At 71.4% G+C, this 15,881-nt stretch carries 16 protein-coding genes and 1 tRNA gene; 9 read left to right on the forward strand and 8 right to left on the reverse strand.

The window, feature by feature from the left end; all coding sequences use genetic code 11:
* The first annotated feature begins 72 nt into the window (after nt 1–72).
* From ABID77_RS11920 to ABID77_RS11945, 6 genes are all read left to right on the forward strand, one after another.
* A complete protein-coding gene (locus tag ABID77_RS11920) occupies nt 73–927 on the forward strand; it encodes a 3',5'-nucleoside bisphosphate phosphatase (RefSeq protein WP_429595631.1) in 855 nt (284 codons plus the stop codon).
* Nucleotides 924–1,868 (forward strand): DMT family transporter, encoded by a 945-nt coding sequence (locus ABID77_RS11925; RefSeq protein WP_429595634.1) that lies wholly within the window; start codon nt 924–926, stop codon nt 1,866–1,868. The genes ABID77_RS11920 and ABID77_RS11925 overlap by 4 nt, the downstream gene beginning before the upstream one ends.
* Before the next feature lie 23 nt (nt 1,869–1,891).
* On the forward strand, nt 1,892–2,527 hold the full coding sequence (locus ABID77_RS11930; protein ID WP_429595637.1) for an L-threonylcarbamoyladenylate synthase: 636 nt from the start codon (nt 1,892–1,894) through the stop codon (nt 2,525–2,527).
* A 31-nt stretch (nt 2,528–2,558) separates the two neighbouring features.
* Nucleotides 2,559–3,230, forward strand: coding sequence for a site-2 protease family protein (locus ABID77_RS11935; protein WP_429595640.1), 672 nt, complete (start codon nt 2,559–2,561; stop codon nt 3,228–3,230).
* A 33-nt stretch (nt 3,231–3,263) separates the two neighbouring features.
* A complete protein-coding gene (locus tag ABID77_RS11940) occupies nt 3,264–4,592 on the forward strand; it encodes a tryptophan--tRNA ligase (protein ID WP_429595643.1) in 1,329 nt (442 codons plus the stop codon).
* Nucleotides 4,593–4,656: 64 nt separating this feature from the next.
* Nucleotides 4,657–5,262 (forward strand): LuxR C-terminal-related transcriptional regulator, encoded by a 606-nt coding sequence (locus ABID77_RS11945; protein ID WP_429595646.1) that lies wholly within the window; start codon nt 4,657–4,659, stop codon nt 5,260–5,262.
* Between the two features lie 42 nt (nt 5,263–5,304).
* On the opposite strand, the gene shkS is transcribed toward ABID77_RS11945, so the two are convergent.
* From shkS to ABID77_RS11975, 6 genes are all read right to left on the reverse strand, one after another.
* A complete protein-coding gene (gene shkS / locus ABID77_RS11950; protein WP_429595649.1) occupies nt 5,305–6,741 on the reverse strand; it encodes a surface-behavior sensor histidine kinase ShkS in 1,437 nt (478 codons plus the stop codon).
* Between the two features lie 133 nt (nt 6,742–6,874).
* A tRNA-Ser gene (locus ABID77_RS11955) sits at nt 6,875–6,964 on the reverse strand.
* 92 nt (nt 6,965–7,056) lie between these two features.
* Nucleotides 7,057–8,388 carry a serine--tRNA ligase gene (serS, locus tag ABID77_RS11960; protein WP_429595652.1) on the reverse strand — a complete coding sequence of 444 codons (1,332 nt, stop codon included), beginning with the start codon at nt 8,386–8,388 and terminating at the stop codon, nt 7,057–7,059.
* 59 nt (nt 8,389–8,447) lie between these two features.
* Entirely contained in the window at nt 8,448–9,449 is a 1,002-nt protein-coding gene (locus ABID77_RS11965) for a threonine/serine dehydratase (protein WP_429595655.1), read from the reverse strand.
* Entirely contained in the window at nt 9,442–10,440 is a 999-nt protein-coding gene (gene ispH / locus ABID77_RS11970; protein WP_429595658.1) for a 4-hydroxy-3-methylbut-2-enyl diphosphate reductase, read from the reverse strand. Before ispH ends, ABID77_RS11965 begins: the two co-directional genes overlap by 8 nt.
* Nucleotides 10,440–10,898, reverse strand: coding sequence for an FKBP-type peptidyl-prolyl cis-trans isomerase (locus ABID77_RS11975; RefSeq protein ID WP_429595661.1), 459 nt, complete (start codon nt 10,896–10,898; stop codon nt 10,440–10,442). Before ABID77_RS11975 ends, ispH begins: the two co-directional genes overlap by 1 nt.
* Before the next feature lie 64 nt (nt 10,899–10,962).
* On the opposite strand from ABID77_RS11975, the gene radC reads away from it, so the two are divergent.
* Nucleotides 10,963–11,640 (forward strand): RadC family protein, encoded by a 678-nt coding sequence (gene radC / locus ABID77_RS11980; RefSeq protein WP_429596144.1) that lies wholly within the window; start codon nt 10,963–10,965, stop codon nt 11,638–11,640.
* Nucleotides 11,640–12,314, forward strand: a complete 675-nt coding sequence (locus tag ABID77_RS11985) for a Smr/MutS family protein (protein ID WP_429595664.1) — start codon at nt 11,640–11,642, stop codon at nt 12,312–12,314. The genes radC and ABID77_RS11985 overlap by 1 nt, the downstream gene beginning before the upstream one ends.
* 19 nt (nt 12,315–12,333) lie before the next feature.
* Here the strand turns inward: ABID77_RS11985 and ABID77_RS11990 are convergent, their stop codons facing one another.
* Nucleotides 12,334–12,744: a group II truncated hemoglobin gene (locus ABID77_RS11990; RefSeq protein WP_429596147.1), complete on the reverse strand. Its 411-nt coding sequence runs from the start codon at nt 12,742–12,744 to the stop codon at nt 12,334–12,336.
* A gap of 8 nt (nt 12,745–12,752) precedes the next feature.
* Complete coding sequence (locus ABID77_RS11995) at nt 12,753–15,266, reverse strand: ABC transporter permease (RefSeq protein ID WP_429595667.1); 2,514 nt, start codon at nt 15,264–15,266, stop codon at nt 12,753–12,755.
* A gap of 133 nt (nt 15,267–15,399) precedes the next feature.
* Between ABID77_RS11995 and ABID77_RS12000 the strand changes: the two genes are divergently transcribed.
* Nucleotides 15,400–15,774: a hypothetical protein gene (locus tag ABID77_RS12000; protein ID WP_429595670.1), complete on the forward strand. Its 375-nt coding sequence runs from the start codon at nt 15,400–15,402 to the stop codon at nt 15,772–15,774.
* Nucleotides 15,775–15,881 lie beyond the last annotated feature (107 nt).

Consider the following 15,881-nt stretch of genomic DNA (forward strand, 5'->3'; position numbering starts at 1 on the left):
AGGCCGACGCGGCGACGGGGGTTTGTCGCTCCCGCGCCGCGGCCGGCCGGGCTTCGCGAATAAGATCGACGGGTGTCCTCCATCCTCAACGCCGACCTGCACTGCCACTCCGTGGTCTCCGACGGCACCCTCACGCCCGAGGCCCTGGCCGAGCGCGCCGCCGCCAACGGCGTCGAACTCTGGGCCCTGACCGACCACGACGAGGTCGCCGGCCAGCGGCGCGCCCGCGACGCCGCGCATGCCCACGGCATGCGCTACCTCACCGGCGCCGAGATCTCCGTCACCTTCGCCGGCGAGACCGTGCACATCGTCGGCCTGGGCTTCGACGCCGACGACGAACGCATCCGCGAGGGCCTGCGCGCCACGCGTGGCGGCCGCGGCGCGCGGGCGCAGGAGATGGCCGCCGGCCTGGCCAAGGTCGGCATCGCCGGGGCCTACGAAGGCGCGCTGCGCTTCGTCGGCAATCCGGAGCTGGTCTCGCGCACGCACTTCGCGCGCTTCCTGGTCGAGACCGGCGTCTGCAGGGACACGCCCGAGGTGTTCCGCAAGTACCTCACGGAAGGCAAGCCCGGCTACGTGCCGCACCGCTGGGCCAGCCTGAAGGACGCCGTGCACTGGATCACCGACACCGGCGGCATCGCGGTGGTGGCGCATCCGGGACGCTACCGCTTCACGGCCAACGAGGAGCACGCGCTCTTCACCGAGTTCCAGGCCCACGGCGGCCGCGCGATCGAGGTCGTGACCGGCAGCCATTCGCCGGCCGAGTACGTCGAGTACGCCGAGAAGGCGATCGAGTACGGCTTCGCCGCCTCGCGCGGCAGCGACTTCCACAGCCCCGACGAGAGCCACACCGACCTCGGCCAGCTGCCCTGGCTGCCCGGCACCCTGAAGCCGGTCTGGGAACTGCTCGAAGACCGCATCCGGTGAGCGCCCTGCCCGGCGACCGGCCCCAGGGCGCGACGAAGCAGACGCGCGACCTCGAATCCGAACGCATCCTCGCCGGCATCGGTTTGCTCATCCTGGCCGTGGCCTGTTTCACCACGCTCGACACCGCGACCAAGATCTCCGTGAGCGCCGTGCCCATCCTGATGGGCGTGTGGTTCCGCTACGCCTTCCAGGCCGTCGCGACCACGGCCTTCCTGCTGCCGCGCCACGGCACGGCGATCCTGCGCACCTCGCATCCCAGGTACCACGTGCTGCGCGGCGCCCTGCTGCTGAGCACCAGCGTCTTCGCGTTCCTGAGCCTGCGCTACATGCCGCTGCCGGAGTTCACCGCCGTCGTGCTGATCGCGCCGCTGGTGGTGACCCTGCTGGCCGCCACCGTGCTGAAGGAGCAGGTGTCGGCGCTGCGCTGGAGCCTGGTGGCGGGCGGCTTCGTCGGCACCCTGGTGATCCTGCGGCCGGGCAGCGGCGCCTTCAGCTGGGCGATCCTGCTGCCGCTCGGGCTGGTGCTGACCAACGCCTGCTTCCAGGTGCTCACCAGCAAGCTGGCACAGACCGAGAACCCGCTGACGATGCACTTCTACACCGGGTGGGTCGGCACGCTGATCGCGTCGTGCGCCCTGCCGTTCGTGTGGACGGCGCTTCCCTCGTGGCACCTGTGGGGGCTGCTGTGCCTCATGGGCGTGATGGGCACGGTCGGGCACTTCCTGCTGATCCTGGCCTACCAGCGCGCGCCGGCCTCCACCCTCACCCCTTACCTCTACGCGCAGATCGGCTTCGCGATGCTCGGCGGCTGGCTCGTCTTCTCGCACGTCCCCGACACCGGCGCCCTGATCGGCATGGCGATGATCGCGGCCTGCGGCGCCGCCGGCGCGTGGCTGACGGTGCGCGAGCGGCGCGTGCCCATCGAGCCCGCCGAGACCTGAGCGACAGAAAAAAGGAGTCCGCCATGGCACAGTTCTTCGAAGTCCACCCCGACAACCCGCAGCAGCGGCTGCTCAAGCAGGCCGTGGCCCTGCTCCAGCGCGGCGAGGTCATCGCCGTGCCGACCGATTCGAGCTACGCCTTCGTCTGCCACCTGGACGACAAGGACGCGGTCGACCGCCTGCGCCGCGTGCGCGGCGTCGACGACAAGCACCACCTGACCCTGCTGTGCCGCGACCTGGGCGAGCTGTCGAACTACGCCCGCGTCGACAACAAGCAGTACCGCCTGCTCAAGGCCGCCACGCCCGGCCCCTACACCTTCATCCTGGAGGCGACCAAGGAGGTGCCGCGCCGCGTGAGCCATCCGCAGCGCAAGACCATCGGCTTGCGCGTGCCCGACCACAAGGTGCTGTGCGAGCTGCTGACGCTGCTGGGCGAGCCGCTGCTCGCGACCACGCTGATCCCGCCGGGCGAGACCGAGCCTCTTAACGACGCGCAGGAGATCCGCGAGCGCTTCGAGAAGCTCATCGGCGCCGTGATCGACGCCGGCGCCTGCGCGTCGGAGCCGACGACGGTGGTCGACCTGACGCCCGTGGGCGACGGCGACGAGCCGGTCGTCCTGCGCCAGGGCCGGGGCGCGCTGGGGCCGCTCGGGTTGTGAGCCCTCGCCGACCCTCTGAGACAATCGATCCGTGGACATCTCCCAACTCGTTCAGACCGTCGCGATCTACGCCCTGCCGGTCATCTTCGCCATCACGGTCCACGAGGCGGCGCACGGCTACGCGGCGCGCCATTTCGGCGACGACACCGCCTACGTCCTCGGGCGCATGACGCTCAATCCGCTGCGCCACATCGACCCCGTCGGCACCATCCTGATGCCGCTGCTGCTGTACTTCGCGACCTCCGGCGCCTTCCTGTTCGGCTATGCCAAGCCGGTGCCGGTGCAGTTCGGCAACCTGCGCCATCCCCAGCGCGACATGATCTGGGTCGCGCTGGCCGGACCGGCGTCGAACTTCGTCATGGCGATCGGCTGGGCGCTGGTGCTGCTCGCGCTGGTGGCGCTGGGCATCGACGAGACCTTCTTCATCCGCATGGCGCAGGGCGGCATCCTGGTCAACCTCGTGATGTGGGCCTTCAACCTCTTTCCGCTGCCGCCGCTCGACGGCGGCCGCGTGCTCGCCGGCCTGCTGCCGCGCGGCCGCGCGCAGGACATCCTGGCGCGCATCGAGCCCTTCGGCTTCTTCATCGTGCTGGCGCTGGTGCTCGCCGGCGTGGTCGGCACCTGGTGGCTGCGGCCCCTGATGGACTTCGGCCTGAAGGCGATCGGCCTGCTCGTGTCGCCGCTCGACTTCCTGCTGCGCTAGCGACGCGGCTCTCCACCTTTTCCGACCGTTCCCATGACGACGCCCTCCACGCCGACCGCCCCCACCCGTTTCCTCACCGGCATCACGACCAGCGGCACGCCGCACCTGGGCAACTACGTCGGCTCGGTGCGCCATTCGGTGCGCTTCAGCCGCCGCGCCGACGTGCAGAGCTTCTACTTCCTGGCCGACTACCACGCGCTCATCAAGGTCGACGATCCGGTGCGCATCCAGCGCTCGACCCTGGAGATCGCCGCCACCTGGCTGGCCTGCGGGCTCGACCCCGAGCGCGTGACCTTCTACCGCCAGTCCGACATCCCCGAGATCGCCGAGCTGACCTGGTTCCTGACCTGCGTCACCGGCAAGGGCCTGCTCAACCGCGCCCACGCCTACAAGGCCTCGGTCGACCGCAACGCGGCACGCGGCGAGGACCCGGACGCCGACGTGACCGCCGGCCTGTTCATGTACCCGGTGCTGATGGGCGCCGACATCCTGATGTTCAACGCCCACAAGGTGCCCGTGGGCCGCGACCAGGTCCAGCACATCGAGATGGCGCGCGACATGGCGCAGCGCTTCAACCACCTCTACGGCGACCACTTCACCCTGCCCGAGGCCGAGATCGACGACGCCGTCGCCACCCTGCCCGGCCTCGACGGCCGGAAGATGAGCAAGAGCTACGACAACACGATTCCGCTGTTCACCCCGCGCGCCCAGCTGCAGAAGCTCATCGGCGGCATCGTGACCGACTCGCGCGCGCCGGGCGAACCCAAGGAGACCGAGGGCTCGGCCCTGTTCCAGCTCTACCAAGCCTTCGCCGACGCCGACGAGACCGCCGCCCTGCGCCGCTCGTTCGCCGAGGGCATCGGCTGGGGCGACGCCAAGCAGGTGGTGTTCGAGCGCGTCGACCGCGAGATCGCCCCGCTGCGCGCGCACTACGAGGCCCTGATGGCCGAGCCGGCGCACATCGAGCGCATCCTGCTCGCCGGCGCCGAGAAGGCCCGCGCGATCTCGCGGCCCTTCATCGCCGAGCTGCGCCACGCGGTCGGCCTGCGCCGGCTGGAGCCGGCGAAACAGGCCGGCGCCGCCAAGGGCGCCAAGGTGGCGGCACGGCCGAGCTTCAAGCAGTACCGCGAGCGCGACGGCCGCTTCCACTTCAAGTTCCTCGATGCCCAGGGCCGTCTGCTGCTGCAGAGCCTCGGTTTCGAGACGCCCCAGGAAGCCGGCCAGGCCATCGCGTTGCTGCAGCGGCAGCGCGGCGAGGCATTGAACTTGCTCGCCAACCGCCTCGAACCGGCCGACAATGAAACAATACGTATGACCATCGAAGCGTTGGAGACGTTTGCCACTACATCCGGCGGCATCTGAACCACGGCGAATCGCGTTCCGGAGCCGGCAGAGGCGGCCGGGACATCTACCAAGAGAGCAGACCATGAGTATCTATGTCATCGACGACCACCCCCTGATGCGCGACGCCATCGTCATGGTGCTGAGGCGCCTGCGGCCCGCCGAGAGCATCGTGGAGCTGGAGCGGCTCGACAAGCTGACCGCCGCCGTCAAGCAGCACGGCCTGCCCGACCTGTTCTGCCTCGACCTCAAGCTGCCCGACACCACGGGCTGCTCGGGCGTGATCGCGGTCAAGGAGGTCTATCCGAACGTGCCGATCGCGGTGTATTCGGCCTCCCCGGCGGCCGACATGGAGGAGGCCTGCATCGAGGCCGGCGCCGACACATACATCGAGAAGTCGGCCAGTTCGGCCGAACTCACCGCCGCCCTGCGCGGCCTGCTGATGGCCGACAGCGAAGCCGAGGAGCCGGTCGCGGCCGCGGCCAGCGGCAAGCTCTCCAAGCGCCAGACCCAGCTGATCGCCATGCTCGACAAGGGCATGAGCAACCGCGACATCGCTTCGGAACTGGAGATCAGCGAACACACGGTGAAGGTCCACCTGTGGCGCCTGTTCCGGCGCCTGGGCGTCAAGAGCCGCACCCAGGCCCTGCACCACGCGCGCAGCCACGGGCTGCTGTCGGGTTCGATGTAACGACAAGGATCGCAGGCCGCCCGGTCCGGGGCGGCCGGGCGATCAGCCGACGGCGCCCGAGATCCGGGTCTGGGCCGTCGACTCGTCGGCGTCGTGCAACGCGACCCGGAAGACGCTGCCCCGACCCAGGCGCGAACGCACGCTGACCGGATGACCCAGGGCGTGCGACAGGCGCGCCACGATGGCCAAGCCCAGGCCGAAGCCGTCCGACGTGCCGGCGTGGTCGGCCACCTTGTAGAACTCCAGGAAGACGTCGCGCAGGTGCTCGCGCGCGATGCCGATGCCGGTGTCCCACACCTCCACCCTCAAACCGTCGCGCGTCTGGCGCGCCGCCAGCAGCACGCCGCCCTCGGCCGTGTACTTGATGGCGTTGGCCAGCAGGTTGCCCAGCATGCGGCGCACGCGGATCGGGTCGGTCAGGATGACGCCGGAACTCGTGTGGACGCGGAAGCGCAGGCCCTTGGCCTCGGCCACCGGCCGGTACTGCAGTTCGAGGTCGTGCAGCAGTTGGGCCACGTCGACGCGCTCGATGTGCAGCTTGACCTGGCCCGAGTCGATGCGCGCCAGATCGAACAGCGAATCGAACAACGCGTTGACCGCGTGCGTCGCGCGCACGATCTTGGGCGCGATCTCCTCGACCAGCTCGGGCTCGTTGCGCAGCCAGTCGGCGTAGAGCGACAGCGCCAGCACGGGCTGGCGCATGTCGTGGGCCGCGCTGGCGAGGAAGCGGTTCTTCATCGCCACGGCCGACACGGCGGCCTGGCGCTGCTGCGTCAGCGAACTGATGAGGATGTGGTTGTGGAACAGCAATTCGAAGCTGTTGCGCGCCGTCTCGTGGATGCGGCGTCCCGAACGCAGCAGCAATCCCCAGTGCAGCACCGGCAGCAGCAGGAAGCCGTAGTGGAAGTGCGGCCGCATGAACTCCAGCTGCACCACGCGGTAGGCGACGGCCGCCATCATGGTGATGAACAGCACGTTCACGTAGCGCTTGAGCAGCGGCGGATAGAGCGCCAGGCCGTTGAGCGGGAAAGTCGCGACCCCGGCGACGATCAGCCAGCTCATGAATTGGTTCACGATCGGCGTGCGCTCGAAGAAGATCAGGATCGACAGGCCCCAGGCGAAGGCGCTGCCCATCCAGAGGAAGCTGTAGCGGTCGACGTACTCCTGCTGCGCCGTCGAGTCCTTGTCGGCGTAGTCGCGAACGTAGACGCGTTCACCCCAGACGCGAAAACCCGTGGCGACGATGCCCAGGCACAGCCACAGGAACAGCTGCCAGCGCGGCACGTGACCCCAGCTCAATCCCACCATGGCCGGCATCAGCGCGGCGGCCAGCAGGTAGGAGCCCCGCGCCGCACGCATCAGGCTGCGGATGAGTTCGCCCCGCACCCAGGGTTCGGCTTCGTCGGCCGTGGCCGGCGCGGGCGTCAGGCTGGCGAACGACGAGTTGCCAAGGCCCACGAAGGACGAATTGCCCTTCATGATTCGCCGCCTTTGTCGATCCGCCCGGGGAAGTGCATTGGATTCATCGCTCTCAGACTAATCGGACTTCATGAAGCCGGACGGGAAAGCCGGGCGTCGGAAGCAAAAAAAATGGCGCCTGGGTAGGCGCCACTGGAGGAGAGGGAGGGATTCGAACCCTCGGTACGTTCGCACGTACGCCTGATTTCGAGTCAGGTACATTCGACCACTCTGCCACCTCTCCGGTGTCTGTCGAGCCTTCGATTCTAGCAGCAAATCGCAGCGTTTCTTACGGACCCGCACATAAAAAATCCGGCGACGTCGGGGTCCGGCCGCTCAGGCCCGCAGCACGTCGAGGCCGCCGAGGTAGGGCCGCAACGCCACCGGCACGCGGATCGAGCCGTCCTCGTTCTGGTGGTTCTCCAGCACCGCGACCAGGGCACGGCCGACCGCCAGCCCCGAGCCGTTGAGCGTGTGGACCAGCTCGTTCTTGCCCTGGGCGTTCTTGAAGCGCGCCTGCAGGCGGCGGGCCTGGAAAGCCTCGCAGTTGGAGACCGAGCTGATCTCGCGGTAGGTGTCCTGCGCCGGCAGCCACACCTCCAGGTCGTAGGTCTTGCTCGACGCGAAGCCCATGTCGCCGGTGCACAGCAGCACCACGCGATAGGGCAGTTCCAGCGCCTGCAGCACGGCCTCGGCGTGGCCGGTCATGGCCTCCAGGGCGGCGTCGCTGTGGTCGGGATGGGTGATCTGCACCATCTCGACCTTGTCGAACTGGTGCTGGCGGATCATGCCGCGCGTGTCGCGCCCGGCGCTGCCCGCCTCGGAACGGAAGCACGGGGTGTGCGCGGTCAGGCGGATCGGCAGGCGCGCCTCCGGCACCACCTCGTCGCGCACGAAGTTCGTCAGCGGCACCTCGCTGGTCGGGATGAGGTAGAGCGCCGAGTGGTCGGGCACCGGCTCGCCCTCCTGGCCGCCCTTCTTGGCGGCGAACAGGTCGCCCTCGAACTTGGGCAGCTGCGCCGTGCCGCGCAGGGAGTCGGCGTTGACGACGTAGGGCACGTAGCACTCGGTGTAGCCGTGGCGCTCGGTCTGGATGTCGAGCATGAACTGCGCGAGCGCGCGGTGCAGCCGGGCGATCGGTCCCTTCATGACGTTGAAGCGCGATCCGGAGAGCTTGGCGCCCATCTCGAAGTCCAGCCCCAGCGGCGTGCCGAGGTCGACGTGGTCGCGCGGCGTGAAGCCCAACGCGACGGCCGAGGCGCCGGCACCGCCTTGCGGGCTCCAGCGCCGCACCTCGACGTTGCCGCGCTCGTCCTCGCCCACCGGCACGCTCGCGTGCGGCAGGTTGGGCACGGCCAGCAGCAGCGCCTGCAGCTCGGGCTGAATGGCCTCGAGCCGCGCGGCCTGCGATTCCTGCTCGGCCTTGAGCGCGCCGACCTCGGCCATCAGCGCGTCGACCGGCTCGCCTTTCGCCTTGAGCGGACCGATCTGCTTGTTGAGGACGTTGCGACGCGCCTGGAGTTCCTCCGTGCGGGTCTGCAGGATCTTGCGTTCGGCCTCGAGGGCGCCGAAGGCGTTGACGTCGAGGAAGGTCTGGTTCTTCTTGCGCGTTTCGAGGCGGGCCACGGCCGAGGCCAGGTCCTTGCGCAGCAGGGTGATATCGAGCATCGGGCGATTCTAGGAGAGCGTCCGGCGCCCTCCTCCGGCGCCGCCGCGTGCGTCGGCGCTCAGCCCAGCGTGGCCGGGTCGACGTTGGCGCCGCAGACGATCAGGCAGACGCGCTCGCCGGCGCGCGGCACCCAGGCGCCGCTCCGCAGCGCCGCCAGGGGCAACGCCGCGGCGGGCTCGACGGCCAGCTTCAGTTCGCGCCAGAGCCACGACTGCGCGGCGCGGATCGCCGCGTCGTCGAGCAGCAGCGCGTCGTGCACGTGACGCCGGGCGATGTCCCAGGCGAAACCACCGATGCGCCGGGCACCGAGCGAGTCGGCCGCGATGCCGCCGACCTCGACGTCCACCGGCGTGCCGGCCGCCAGGGCGCGGTGCAGCGTCGGCGCGCCCTCGGGCTCCAGCGCGACCACGCGGCTGCGCCCGGCGAACCAGCCGGCCAGCCCGCCGATCAGGCCGCCGCCGCCCACGCTCACCAGCACCGTGTCCGGCAGGCCGCCCTGCCTCTCGATCTCGCGGCCGAGCGTGCCGGCGCCGGCCACCACCTCGCGCTGGTCGTAGGCGTGGGTGAGCAGCGCCCCGCTCTCGCGCTGGCGTTCCAGGCAGGCGGCGAGCGCGTCGGCATAGGCCTCGCCCACGACGGTGACCCGGGCGCCGAGCGCGCGCAGGCGGGCGCGCTTGGCCTCGGGCGAGACGCCGGGCACGAACACCTCGCACGGCACGCCCAGCGCCCGCGCCGCGGCGGCCGTGGCGATCCCGGCGTTGCCGCCCGAGGCGACGACGACGCCGCTCGCAGGGATCGGTCCGGCCAGCAGCCGGTTCATCATGCCGCGCGCCTTGAAGCTGCCGCCGGCCTGGAGATGTTCGAGCTTGAGCCAGACCTCGACATCGGCGTCGGCGAGCGCGGCGGGCGATCCGAAGGCCTCGGCCGGCAGTTTCCACAGCGGGGTCTCGCGCACGAAGGCGCCGTGGCGCGCGCGGTGCGCGTCGAGCCGCGCGGCGGCGCATTCGATCTCGGAGCGCCAGTCGATGGCGGGCGCGGCCCCGGCGTCGGCCTCAGGCACGGCCGGGCGCATCGGGCGTGGCAGACGCGTCCGGGGATGCCTCGGCACCGCCCACGTCCTCGATCTTCAGGCCCTTGGGCAGCGGGAACTTCAGTGTCTCCTTGACACCGTCCATGGTGCGCACCGACACCGCGCCCAGCGCCTTGAGCCGGTCGATGACCTCGCGCACCAGCACCTCGGGCGCCGAGGCACCGGCCGTGAGGCCCACGCGCGTCTTGCCCTCGAACCATTCGGGCCGCAGCTCGGCGGCCGAGTCGACCATGTGGCTCTCGGTGCCCAGGCGCTCGGCCAGCTCGCGCAGGCGGTTGCTGTTGGAGCTCGTCGGGCTGCCCACCACGATCACGATGTCGACGTTCGGGCTCATGACCTTGACCGCGTCCTGACGGTTCTGCGTGGCGTAGCAGATGTCCTGGTGCTTGGGCTCGCGCACCAGCGGAAAGCGCTCGCGCACGGCGCGGGCGATCTCGGCGGCGTCGTCCACCGACAGCGTGGTCTGCGTCACCACCGCCAGCTTCTCGCGCTGCGCCGGCGCCACGCGCGCCACGTCGGCCACGTCCTCCACCAGGTGGATGCCGCTGGCGAGCTGGCCCATGGTGCCCTCGACCTCGGGATGGCCCTTGTGGCCGATCATGATGAACTCGTAGCCCTCGCGCGCCAGCTTGGCGACCTCGACGTGGACCTTGGTGACCAGCGGGCAGGTGGCGTCGAAGATGTCGAAGCCGCGCGCGCGGGCCTCGGCCTGCACCGCCTTGCTCACGCCGTGGGCGCTGAAGACCAGCGTCGCGCCGGGCGGCACGTCGGCCAGGTCCTCGATGAAGATCGCGCCCTTGGCCTTGAGGTCGTCGACGACGAAGGTGTTGTGGACGATCTCGTGGCGCACGTAGATCGGCGCGCCGAACTTGACCAGCGCCCGCTCCACGATCTCGATGGCGCGGTCGACGCCGGCGCAGAAGCCGCGCGGCTCGGCGAGGAGGATGTCGTCGATCGCCATCAGAGCACGCCGATCAGTTCGACTTCGAAGGTGACCGGCTGGCCGGCGAGCGGGTGGTTGAAGTCGAACTGCACCGCGCTGTCGTTGGACGCGACGACCGCGCCCGCGTAGCTGCCCTGGCCGTCGGGCGTCGGGAACTGGACCACGTCGCCGACGGCGTAGCGCTCGTCGGGGTCGCCCAAGCGGGCGAGCAGCGTGCGCGCCACCCATTGCAGCATCTCCGGGTTGCGCTCGCCGAAGGCCGCGCCCGCGGGCAGGTCGAAACTGGTGTGCGTGCCCTCGGCCAGGCCCAGCAGGCGCTGCTCGACGGCCGGCGACAGCTCGCCGGTGCCCAGCGACAGCGTGGCGGGCTTGTCGGCGAAGGTGTTGATGATGTCGCCCGCCGGGCCGGCCAGCCGGTAGTGCAGCGTGAGGAAGGAACCGGGGGTGACGACCGCGGAAGTGGTGGACGAAGACAAGATGGGTGTCCCTATAAACTGAACCGACCGATTTTAGGGAGCCGCTTCCGTGCCTGCCGTCGCAATGACTTTCAAGGACCTGCCGCCGGGCATGCGCCCGCGCGAGAAGCTCGTCGCGCGCGGCGCCGCCGCGCTGGGCGATGCCGAACTGCTGGCGCTGCTGCTGCGCACCGGATTGCCGGGCAAGAACGTGCTGCAGCTGGCCCACGAGGTGCTCGAGCGCTTCGGCGGCCTCGCCGGCCTGCTGCGCGCCAGCCTGGACGACCTCAAGGCCGTCAAGGGCCTGGGCGGCACCGCCAAGCGCGCCGAGCTCGCCGCCGTGCTCGAACTCGCCCGCCGCGCCCTGGCCGAGCAGCTCCGGGCGCGCGCCGTCTTCGATTCGCCCGACGCCGTCGGCCAGTACCTGCAGCTGCACCTGGGCGACCGCCCGCACGAGGTCTTCGCGGTGCTGTTCCTGGACGCGCAGCACCGGCTGATCGCGCTGGAGGAACTGTTCCGCGGCACGCTGACGCAGACCAGCGTCTACCCACGCGAGGTGGTGGTGCGCGCCCTGCACCACCATGCCGCCGCCGTGGTGCTGGCCCACAACCACCCGAGCGGCGACGTCGCGCCCTCGCGCGCCGACGAGGCGCTCACGCGCACCCTGCAGGGCGCGCTGGCGCTGGTCGACGTGCGCGTGCTCGACCACGTCGTCGTCGGCGCCGGCCGCACGCTGTCGATGGCGCAGAAAGGACTGCTCTGATGCCTTCCGCTCCCCGACCCCCGCCGAAGCCGGCGGGCCTCAAGAGCCTGTCCGACCTCAAGGGCGTGCAGCGTGCCCTGGCCGAGGCGCGCGAGCGCGAGGCCACCGAGGCCGCCGCCCGCACCGAGGCCGAGCGCCGCCGGACCAGCGAGCGCGACCTGTTCAACCGCGCCGTCGGCGCCACGCAGCCGCTGCGCCGCGTCGCCCCGGTGCCGCTGGCGCCCGCGCCGCCGCCGCCGATCCCCGTGCAGCACCAGCTCGACGAGCAGCGCGTGCTGCGCGAGTCGCTCTCCGACGAGTTCGACGTCGAGACGTTGCTCGACGTCGACGACGCCATGAGCTTCCGCCGCCCGGGCATCGGCACCGAGATCACACGGCGCCTGCGCGCGGGCGAGTGGACGATCCAGCAGCAGCTCGACCTGCACGGCATGCGCAGCGACGAGGCGCGCGAGGCCCTGGGCGCCTTCATCCGCACCGCCAACCGCCAGGGCGTGCGCTGCGTGCGCGTGGTCCACGGCAAGGGGCTCGGGTCGCCCGGCAAGCAGCCGGTGCTCAAGACCAAGACCCAGCGCTGGCTGATCCAGAAGAACGAGGTGCTGGCCTTCGTGCAGGCCAAGCCGGCCGAGGGCGGTGCCGGGGCGCTGGTCGTGCTGCTGGCGCCCGTCAAGCGCTAGCGCCGGCCCGGTCGGGACCTCAGGTCCGCATCCAGTCCGCCGTCTGGAAGAACGAGCCGCGCAGACGCTCGCGCAATGGCGGGTCGACGGCGATGTCGCCCATCGCCTGGTCCATGCAGGCGAGCCATTCGTCGCGCTCGCGGATGCCGATCGCGTGGCCGCCGATGCTGCGCGGCAGGTGGCGCGCGCGCAGCATCGGGTGGCCGAAGCGGTCGGTGTAGTGCTGCGGCCCGCCCAGCCAGCCGCACAGGAACCAGAACAGGCGCTGCCGCGCGTTCTCCAGCGTCGTGCCATGCACCGCGCGCAAGCGCGCGTAGGCCGGCTCCAGCTCCATCAGGTCGTAGAAGCGGTCGACCAGCGCCCTCACCCGCTCCTCGCCCCCGATCCATTCGAAGGGCGTGTCGAACGGCGGTTTGTCCTGGATCTGCATGACGTCGATCATCCCCTGCGCAGGGTTTCCACCACGGGGCGGCGCAGGATGTCGCGCAGGCCCCACCAGCCGGCGGCGAGCGCCAGCACGGCACCGGCCAGCGCGCCGGCGACCGGCACCAGCGGCGAGGCCGTCCAGGCGAAGTCGAAGACGTAGCGCGCCAGCCCCCAGCCGATGGCCGAGGCGGCGATGCTCGCCAGGAAGCCCGCCAGCAGGCCGACGCCCGCCAGCTCGGCGCGCTGCACCTGCCGCAGCAGGCTGGCGCGGGCGCCGACGGCGCGCATCACGGCGAATTCCCGCGCCCGCTCCTCGCGCGTGGCGGTGACGGCGGCGAACAGCACCACCAGCCCGGCCGCCAGCGTGAAGCCGAACAGGAACTCGACCGCCCGGATCACCTGGTCGAGCACGCGCTGGACCTGGCCGATGGTGGCGCTCATGTCGACGTTGGTCACGTTCGGGTAGGCGCGCACCAAGGCGTTGTCGAAGCCCTGGGTCTCCGGCGCGCGGAAGGCGCCCATGTAGGTCACCGGGATGTCGTCGGCCAGCTTCGCGGTCGTGTACATGACGAAGAAGTTGGCATGCAGCGAGCCCCAGTCGACCTTGCGCAGCGAGGTGATGCGCGACTCGTTGGGCGTGCCCCCGATGTCGAAGCGCAGGGTGTCGCCCAGCTTCAGGCCCAGGGTCTCGGCCAGGCCGTCCTCGACGCTGACCTCGCCGGGCGCGCCGGTCGTCCAGGCGCCGGCCGCGATCTGGTTGTGCGGCGGCGCCTCGGCGCTGTTGCTGAGGTTGAACTCGCGGTCGACCAGGCGCTTGGCGCGGTCCTCGGCGTAGTCGTCGGGGCCGACCGCGCGGCCGTTGATGGCCACCAGCCGGCCGCGGATCATCGGATACCAGTCGAAGCCCCTGACGCCGCCGTCGCGCAGCGACTGCTGGAAGGCCTCGCTCTGGTCGGGCATGACGTTGATGACGAAGCGGTTGGGCGCGTCCGGCGGCGTCGCCTGGCGCCAGCTGGCGACCAGGTCGGTGCGCAGCAGCACCAGCAGCACCAGGGCCAGCAGGCCGACCGCCAGCGCGCTGACCTGCACCACCGCGTAGGCCGGCCGGGCCGAGATCTGCCGCGTCGCCAGCACCAGCCAGCGCGGCGCGGTGGCCTCGTTGACGGCGCGGCGCAGCACCTTGACCGCCACCCAGCTCAGCAGCGCGAACACCGCCACCGCGCCGGCGAAGCCGCCGACGGCGATCAGCCCCAGCTTCAGGTCGCTGCTGGCCGCCAGCAGCAACGCGACGAAGCCCAGCGCGCCCACGCCCAGCACCGCCAGCGAGGCCGGCTTGAGCCCGCCGACGTCGCGCCGGATGACGCGCAGCGGCGGCACCCGGGCGAGCTGCAGCACCGGCGGCAGACCGAAGGTGAACAGCAGCGTCAGCCCCATGCCGATGCCGAAGGCGGCCGGTCGCAGGGTCGGCGCGGGCAGCGCCGTCTCGACCAGGCCGGCGAGCAGCAGCACGAAGGCGTAGTGGACGGCGAAGCCGATCGCCACGCCCAGCGCGCTGGCGCCCAGGCCGACGAGCGCGAACTCGAAGGCATAGGCGCCGGCGATGGTGCGCTGGCTCTGGCCGAGCACGCGCAGCATGGCGCAGTCGTCGAGGTGGCTGGCCGCGAAGCCGCGCGCGGCCAGCGCCACCGCCACGGCGCTCAGCAGGGCGGCCAGCAGCGCCACGAGGTTGAGGAATTTCTCGGCCCGGTCGAGCGTCTGGCGCATCTCCGGGCGGCCGCTCTCGAAGGACTCGAGCCGCGCGCCGCGCAGCCCGCCCTTCTTCAGTTCGGCCTCGGTGGCCTGGGTGAAGGTCCGGACGGCGGCGTCCGGCCCGGCGACGGCGAAGCGGTAGGTCACGCGGCTGGCCGGCTGGACCAGCGCGGTGCGCGCCACGTCGGCCTGGTTGAGCATCACGCGCGGCGAGAAGCTCATGAAGCCGCCGCCACGGTCGGGCTCCAGCACGATCACGCGCGCGACGCGCAGGCTGGCGTCGCCCAGCAGCAGCGGATCGCCCACGCGCAGGCCCAGGGCGTCGAGCAGCGAGGCGTCGACCCAGGCCTCGCCGGGGGCCGGGACGTCGCGCGTGGCCTGGCCGGGGGCGTCGGCCGCCGTGGCGGTCAGCAAGGTGCCGCGCAGCGGATAGCCGGCGGCGACGGCCTTGAGCGACACCAGCTTGCTGGCCCCGCCCTGGGCGTCGGTGGCGCGCGCCATGGTCGGGAAGCCGTAGGTCATGGCGCCCTCCAGCCCCAGCGTGCCGGCCCGCGCGGTGAAGGCGGCGGGCGTCGCGCTGTCGGTGACCAGCACGGCGTCGCCGCCCAGCAGCTGGCGGGCGTCGCGCTGCAGGCCGCCCTTGAGCCGGTCGGCGAAGAAGCCGACGGCGGTCAGCGCCGCCACGGCCAGCACGACGGCCACGATGAGCAGGCGCAGTTCGCCGGCGCGCAGGTCGCGCCACAGCGTGCGCCAACCGAGACGGAGGGAGGGGTTCATCGCGCCCACGATAGCCGAGGGGCAAAGGGCCGGGCGGTTCCGGGTTGATCGCGAGACAGGGATAAGGACCTGTCGCTAGACTGTTTCAAAATCTGCATGGCGGGCTTCCACGCCGTGCGCAAGGAGTGCAACCTTGACCCCACGACACACGATTTCCCGAACCCCCGGCGCCGTCCTGGCCGCCCTGTCGCTGGCCGCGCTGGCGGCCCTCGCGGGCTGCGACCGCAAGCCCTCCTCGCCGCCCGCGCCGTCGGCCGGCGGCGCGTCCGTCGGACCGACCGCCGCCTCGGGCGGAGCGCCGTCGGCGGGCTATCCGGCCGGCATCAAGGCCGCGCCCTCGGGCGACACGGTGGCCAAGTCGGGCTCCCGCGAGGGTCCCGGCGAGGGCGGCACCGCCATCGGCGGCGTGACCCCGAGCGCCAACGTGACGCCGCCGCCCACCGGCAACGCCACCGCCCCGACCGGCGGCGACGGCCGCCCCGCCCCGTCCGACGCCCCCAAGCCCTGAGGCCGCGCCGGCCGACCGGGTCGCCCAGGCGTCCCGTCGGCGGCACCGTCGCAGGCACGATCCGTTTCCGTTCCGTTCGCTTGTTCCCCTCACACGAGAAGAGTCAC

Origin of the sequence: Variovorax sp. PvP013 (assembly GCF_050435945.1) — a bacterium.
Lineage (GTDB): Bacteria > Pseudomonadota > Gammaproteobacteria > Burkholderiales > Burkholderiaceae_C > Variovorax.